The sequence below is a fragment of the Bacillus sp. JJ664 genome (genome assembly GCF_036962205.1).
Lineage (GTDB): Bacteria > Bacillota > Bacilli > Bacillales > Bacillaceae_G > Gottfriedia.
The window spans coordinates 1-6,877 of the sequence record NZ_JBALMS010000165.1 but is presented as its reverse complement, the minus strand read 5'-3'; the positions used below and the strand labels follow the sequence as shown (position 1 = coordinate 6,877).

Below are 6,877 nucleotides of genomic sequence, written 5' to 3'. Positions count from 1 at the left end.
ACCTAAACATATCGATATTAAAAAGAAGAGTCACTTATGTGTCTCTTTTTTTTAGACATTAGCATTTTGATGAAGAAGGAAAGTTATCAATCTTTCTATAATATATAGGTAAAGGCTTCTGATTTCATAAAATTTTTGTGAAGGGGGGAACCGAAATTATAAAACCTTCAGTTATCTTAGGAGTATTTTCAGGTTTGATCAGTATGATTTTGTGGATAATTTTAAACTATCTTAATCCTTACTCAGATGTAAAAGAAACAGGCGTAAATATAAGCACGCTATTTTTGTTGTTTCTTCCTGCTTGTTTAACGATTTATGCTTCTTTAAATTCAAAAATAAGTTTCATGTTAATCGCTTTTGTTTGGTCGCTGCCTTTTAGTTTCTATTTTGCTTTGACACCTGGATTATTTGCCATATTTGGAATCACCAGTCTGGGCTATTTAATTAGTTATTTCTTTATGAGAATAGAAAATAATCATTTATCAACCACTTCCAAAACGTAAAAAAGGTGCTGTTTTCACAGCTCCTAAGAAATGATATTTCTCATAAAAAATTAATATCCTAACATCTTACATGTTTACGTTTAAAGCCCTTCAAACCTCTATCTAAATCCTTTTGAATGTTTTGGGAAGCATGTAGGATGCCGTTTTTTTTCTTTTCTCGCTTGATTTCGATTGGTCCGATTTCCATAGCGGTCACAACAGCCTTTTCATGTTGTGGGATATATGAGATAGCGACTGTGTATACAAAATTATTCATTGCCGATTTTGTTCGATCAGGAGAATCGAGAATCGTGGTTTTTACTAAATCAAGCATATCTGAAATCTTACTCGCACTGAATTCTGAATCTGCGCGATTACCTAAAAGCCAGCAGTAGCAGCTCCAACCTGCAGACATTTTGAGTTCTTCACCGCTTGCAATCCATTTATCTGCAACCTCTTGAGCAATATCGGCTTCTGCTAGCGTAACAGCAACTACATAATCAGAAAGCATATAGAAGTACGCAGTATCAATCCATCGTTCAAAATCTGCTTCAGTCATTATCATTGGATCCGCAATGACTCCCGCAAAGTACATGGCATCGTAGTTTCCAGTAGCGTAAAGTTGGTCAGCTAAAGCTTGGTTTTTCTTTATTTTCTTTGAAAGTGGCTTCATTGCGCCAGTAGCTACTCCAAAAAGTGGCTCATGTGCACCGTTACTTATGTAAGTTTTTTTCGTTCGTTCCTTACCGAGCGCTTCCAATTCCTGCATAACTGTTTCAAAGTCCATCGTTTTGCACGTCCTTCCTAAACATCTCACTACTATACTTACATATATATTATCATTTCTTTTTCAACTAATCTGCAAGTTAGTACAAAAATATCTAAGATGTACTGACTGAAATTATACCAAAAATAAATATTGTTAGCCTTGAACGTAGTAGGTAATGACTCTATTAGTATAAAAATCTTTTTATTTTGAAAATACAGATAAATTACTTTACTTCAAATTTCAAAATGCTAAGATAGACTTGTATATTCCAAAATAAGGAGGAAAGTAGAATGACACAACGCCGCCCAATTACCGCAGAGGACTTATGTAAATTTAAGTTTGTAGGAGATCCTCAATTATCCCCTAAAAAAGACAAGATTGCCTATGTATTAACAAATGTTGATCAAGAAAAAAATGGGTACTACTCTTATATCTACATAACAGATTTAAATGGCGATGGGAGAAAGTATACTTCTCATTACATAAAAGAGAACTTAGTAAAAGATGTAGCACCAAAGTGGTCACCTGATGGAACAAAACTTGCATTTCGTTCGAATCGAACAGGAAAAAATCAGGTTTGGCTTTTACATATTGATGGCGGTGAAGCAATCCAATTGACAGACGTTAAGCAAGGAATTGGTGATTTTACATGGTCACCAGATGGAAATCAGCTAGCTCTTACGATTAATGGAGAATTTGAGCTTTCAAACGAAGAAGAGAAGAAAGAAGATAAAAGTGATGTAAAGGTCATTACTAGACTTCGTTATAAACGCGATGGAGTTGGTATTTATAGTGATGAACATAAGCATGTTTATTTATTTGATATCAGGTCAAAGGCTTATCGGAAGATTACTGATGGAGAGCATGATTTTTCCCAACCTCGCTTTACTCAAGATGGGAAAAGCTTATATTATATTGGTACGAAAGCAGAAGATAAAGAGTGGGGTTACCTTCCTGCTATTTGGAAGTTTGATATTGATGCTAATGAAGAGACACTTTTCTATCAAGCAAATGGATACATTATGGCACCTTCATTTTCACCAGATGGCAAATGGCTAGCTGTAGTTGGGCATGCTCGTGGTGAAAGAAGTCAAGGGAATGCGAATGTTCTGCTGTTTTCTATTGAAACAGGTGAATTGACAAATTTAACAGAAACATTTGATTATACAGTCGGAAATCTTGTTGGTGTTGACGCAAAGTATGACACAGCAGAACAACGTCTTATTTGGGACCAGGCAAGTACGACTATTTATTTTAATGCAACCGTTGGTGGTGATTGTCAGTTATTTAGAGTGAATTTGGATGGAGAAGTTTCCTCTTCACTTTCTCCAAATAATTCAGTTGTTACTTCTTATGATATCGTAAGTGATGACCAAGCTATACTTGTTCTTGCTACTCCTCATTCTACAGGAGATCTGGTTTCTCAAGATTTACATGATATGAATAAAGTTAGTAATTTAACTGATTGGAATCAAGCGCTTTTTGATGAAGTTTTTTTAAGTTCACCTGAAAATTTCCATTACAAAAGTACAGATAATAAGGAGATTGAAGGATGGATCATGAAGCCTTATGATTTTGAAAAAGGAAAAAAATATCCATTGATCCTTCAAATTCATGGTGGACCAGCAACAGCATATGGAAATGGATTACATCATGAAATGCAATTAATGGCTTCTAAAGGATATGTCGTATTATATACGAATCCAAGAGGTAGTCAGGGCTATGGCCATGAATTTGTTAATGCTGTTATCGGTGATTACGGTGGCATGGATTATGAGGATATAATGGCGGGTCTAGATTATGGATTAGAAAACTATGACTACATCGACCATGACAATTTATTTGTGACTGGTGGCAGTTACGGTGGATACATGACCAACGTCATTGTTACACGTACAGAGCGCTTTAAAGCAGCTGTTACGCAACGCAGTATATGTAACTGGCATAGTTTCTACGGCACAAGTGATATTGGTTTCTTCTTCACAGAATGGCAGCATGGACATGCTGATTTATGGGACGACGCGATTAAGCTTTTAGAGATATCACCACTTCATTATGCACGCAAAGTAAAAACACCAATCCTGATCATGCACAGTGAACAAGACTTACGTTGTCCAATAGAGCAAGCAGAACAATGGTATGTTGCTCTAAAACGTCTTGGAGTGGAAACAAAACTAGTACGTTTCCCGGATGAAAATCATGATCTATCTCGCTCTGGAAAACCAAAACACCGCTTAGAACGCTTACAGTATTTAATCGGATGGTTTGATGATCGTCGTGATTAAATTTAATAAGTAATTGTCAAAAAAGCAACAACTCACTAAGGTTGTTGCTTTTTTAGTCGAAAGATACTAATTAAGTAAAGAAAAAGTATTCGGTGCTATAATGAAAATAATGTGATATTGCTTTTGACTATTCCAATATATTGCTTATAATTTTTTTCTTCGATTTGTAACAAGCTATAAAGTAAAAATCAAGATAAAGAAAGAAGAATTTTAAAATAAATTACATACATTAAATAAAAAAACTTTTTGACCCCGTATCTTTTTATCCTTCTTCAAACGTTTATAGGATAGAGAGTGTGATAAAGGAGTGAACATGAATGTCTAGTAAGCTTGGCCTGCACAGCATAGAAAAGGGAATTCAGGGTGAAAGGTCTGAGGAATATTATTGGATGGAACACTATCCAAAACTGCAGCGGTATTGCCGTTTTCTTGCTCAAAATGAATGGGATGGTGACGATATCGCACAAGAAACCTTTTTTAAAGCCGTAAAGTACTATGAGCATGAAAAAATGTCTTCCGCTTTATTGAATAAAATTGCTTATAATCATTGGATTGATACTTTACGTAAAAGAAAAGATGAAACAATTAGTTCAGATATCGAACAAACTGAGACTACAGTAAATGATCAAATTGCAGATAAAATGAATAGTGTGGATCTATTGCTTCAGCATTTTACCCCAAAACAAGCAGTTATCTTTTTTCTAAAAGAAGCTTTTCAATATCGTTTCAAGGAAATTGCAGACATTTTAGATACAACAGAAATGGCCATAAAATCTAGCCTACATCGTGCAAAAAAGCGATTAGAAAAAACAAATAAAGAAGAGCAATCCCTTTCTGTTGAAAATTTTTGGGATGTTGAAGACCGTGAACAGCTTGATAAACTGTTTCATGAATCGTTAGAAGTACAGGATCCTACTGTCCTTATAGAGGCTATTCCTTCATTAGATTGTATTGTAGAAAGTCCTAAAATGTTATTACGTAATTTCCAATCAAGTCGAACTCAAACTCCTTCAAGCACTCTCTGTATGGCAGCATAGCCAATTAAAGCTTTTAAGGAGGATTTATAAATGAGTACAATTCCTTATGTTATTGAAAATTCTAATCGTGGTGAACGTTCATATGATATCTATTCCCGTTTGTTAAAAGATCGAATTATCATTATTGGCGATGAAATTAATGACCATGTTGCAAATAGTGTTGTAGCGCAATTATTATTTTTAGCTGCTGATGATCCTGAAAAAGAAATTTCTCTGTATATAAATAGCCCTGGTGGATCGACTTCAGCAGGATTTGCCATTTATGATACAATGCAATATATTAAACCAGAAATTAAAACAATTTGTACAGGAATGGCTGCCTCATTTGGTGCAATGCTTTTACTGGCAGGAACGAAGGGGAAACGATATGCTCTACCAAATAGTGAAATTATGATTCATCAACCACTAGGTGGAGCAAGAGGGCAGGCAACAGAAATTGAAATATCCGCGCGTCGAATATTAAAGTTACGTGAGCATCTAAATCAAATCATTGCCGACAGAACAGGTCAACCAGTTGAAAAGGTTGCCAAGGATACTGATAGAGACTACTTCATGAGTGCAGAAGAAGCAAAAGAATACGGAATTATTGATGAGATTCTTTATCCAAAGAATTAAAGAGTTTTTTAATATACGATTTCAAACTAAAAAGGTTAGCTATGCTAGCCTTTTTTTGTATAAATGTAAAGTCATTTAGTTGAAATACTTATGTGTGATTAGATGAGACATTGCTGTTTATTCAAGATATTAACGTACTCTTTTTTGTTTGAAAAGGATCAAGAAAGGAAAGGAAATAAAGTAACAAACTAATAAACTAAAATCTGGAAAATATGTTTCTGCTAATGTTACGAATATTAGTGGTATTACCGTACTTGGAATTAGTGTATTAGGATCAGAAAATCCAATGAGTGGTGTTCTTGAAGATTTTATGATATTAGATAGTTTTAATAGTTAGGAGAAGGAGACAAAAAGGGAAACTAAATATAGGTTAGATGGAAACGTATGAGTCATAGAGGTGACTCTTTTTTTATTTTCTCATCTGATAGAATATTGTAAAAATGGTAAAATTAGTGAAAAGATCACGTGAGGAAAAATATGTTAAAATCTACAATTATTCAATCTATTCTATTTTCATTGATGGTTCATATCATTATTTTATTTATTAACTTTAAGTTAGTATTCACTCTATTTCAACCAAATTCTAACCAAGATTTTGGTTTTCATGATAGTTATTTTATTATATATCAAGGTATCTTTCAAAGTTTTCCGGTAATAGGAATTGTAATTGGATTGATCATTACTTTTATTATGGTTGCGATATTTTACATCATTGTTAAATGGTTATGTCTTTTTATTTTCAGGTTAGTAGCTTAACACACTAAATGATGATATAAAAGTGAATCAATATAAAAGTGAATCAAAATAAACAGAAAAAAGGTAGAAAGCAGATACTGTATCTGTTTTTTCTACCTTTTATTTTTCAAATTATTAAAGTTAACTTGGCCATCTTTAAATAGTTTTGTTTTGCCTCCCCTTACTGAAATAAACTGGATTTAATTCAATAAAAAAATGTGACTCATGTTATACAACTGCTACGCCAGTTAGTTGTATAAGAAATTATATTAAACCTTCTATTGTAAGAATTGATTTAGTCGTGATGTCTACTGTAAATCAAGTCGATATACCATTTTCCTCACGTGAAGTGAGAGGCACTATTCGGAACAAAAAATCGTGAGAACGAACTAAGGAGTAATAGGTGGATGGCTTAAATATTCACTGCTGTAATTTGACACGTTGAAATTGCAAACCTAAATTGAGATGTTGGATCAGTTGGATTAAGAAATAAAGTACCGATCAATATACCAAGACCTGTTTCCTCTACGTTAAAATCTGTGGCTGTAGAGCCATTTCTAACTAAGATATTTACTGTAGAACCGATAAGTGTATCAAGTAATTGTCTAATCGGTCTCTCACGACAGTCACATTCACACCCAGAATCGACTGGTGGTAACAAGTTGGGAATAGGCCCTAGTGGCGAAAATCCAACTCCTATTACATCAGCAATACTAACTACAAAGGTTGTAGTACCATCTGTAACAGTAACTAAAAAATCATTTACTGAAGTAATAGTAAATAAAAATAAGATAGGAGGTGAATTTGGTTGATCTGCTATTGTAGCGATAAGCACAGTTTCACCGACAAGTTGTTGTAAAACATTTTGCATAGGAAAAACACAGCAATCACAAAGACATCCTTCAACTTCTCCTGTTGCTCCTGTTGCTCCTGTTGCTCCTGGCGCTCCTGGCG

Annotated in this window: 6 protein-coding genes and 1 pseudogene; 5 read left to right on the top strand and 2 right to left on the bottom strand. The window is 34.2% G+C overall.

What is annotated here, in order from left to right:
• The first annotated feature begins 194 nt into the window (after positions 1-194).
• Entirely contained in the window at positions 195-503 is a 309-nt protein-coding gene (locus V7056_RS19195) for a hypothetical protein (protein WP_499703996.1), read from the top strand.
• Between the two features lie 58 nt (positions 504-561).
• On the opposite strand, the gene V7056_RS19190 is transcribed toward V7056_RS19195, so the two are convergent.
• The gene (locus tag V7056_RS19190; protein WP_499703997.1) at positions 562-1,269 is read right to left on the bottom strand and encodes a DNA alkylation repair protein; all 708 of its coding nucleotides are present in this window, start codon (positions 1,267-1,269) and stop codon (positions 562-564) included.
• 272 nt (positions 1,270-1,541) lie between these two features.
• On the opposite strand from V7056_RS19190, the gene V7056_RS19185 reads away from it, so the two are divergent.
• The 4 genes from V7056_RS19185 (at position 1,542) to V7056_RS19170 (ending at position 5,944) form a co-directional block, all read left to right on the top strand.
• Positions 1,542-3,536, top strand: coding sequence for a S9 family peptidase (locus tag V7056_RS19185; protein WP_499703995.1), 1,995 nt, complete (start codon positions 1,542-1,544; stop codon positions 3,534-3,536).
• A gap of 317 nt (positions 3,537-3,853) precedes the next feature.
• Positions 3,854-4,573 (top strand): sigma-70 family RNA polymerase sigma factor, encoded by a 720-nt coding sequence (locus tag V7056_RS19180; protein ID WP_499703994.1) that lies wholly within the window; start codon positions 3,854-3,856, stop codon positions 4,571-4,573.
• Between the two features lie 30 nt (positions 4,574-4,603).
• On the top strand, positions 4,604-5,188 hold the full coding sequence (clpP, locus tag V7056_RS19175) for an ATP-dependent Clp endopeptidase proteolytic subunit ClpP (protein ID WP_499703993.1): 585 nt from the start codon (positions 4,604-4,606) through the stop codon (positions 5,186-5,188).
• A 477-nt stretch (positions 5,189-5,665) separates the two neighbouring features.
• Complete coding sequence (locus tag V7056_RS19170; RefSeq protein WP_499703992.1) at positions 5,666-5,944, top strand: hypothetical protein; 279 nt, start codon at positions 5,666-5,668, stop codon at positions 5,942-5,944.
• A gap of 391 nt (positions 5,945-6,335) precedes the next feature.
• Here the strand turns inward: V7056_RS19170 and V7056_RS19165 are convergent.
• Positions 6,336-6,877: pseudogene (locus V7056_RS19165) on the bottom strand (bclA protein); the annotation flags it as partial.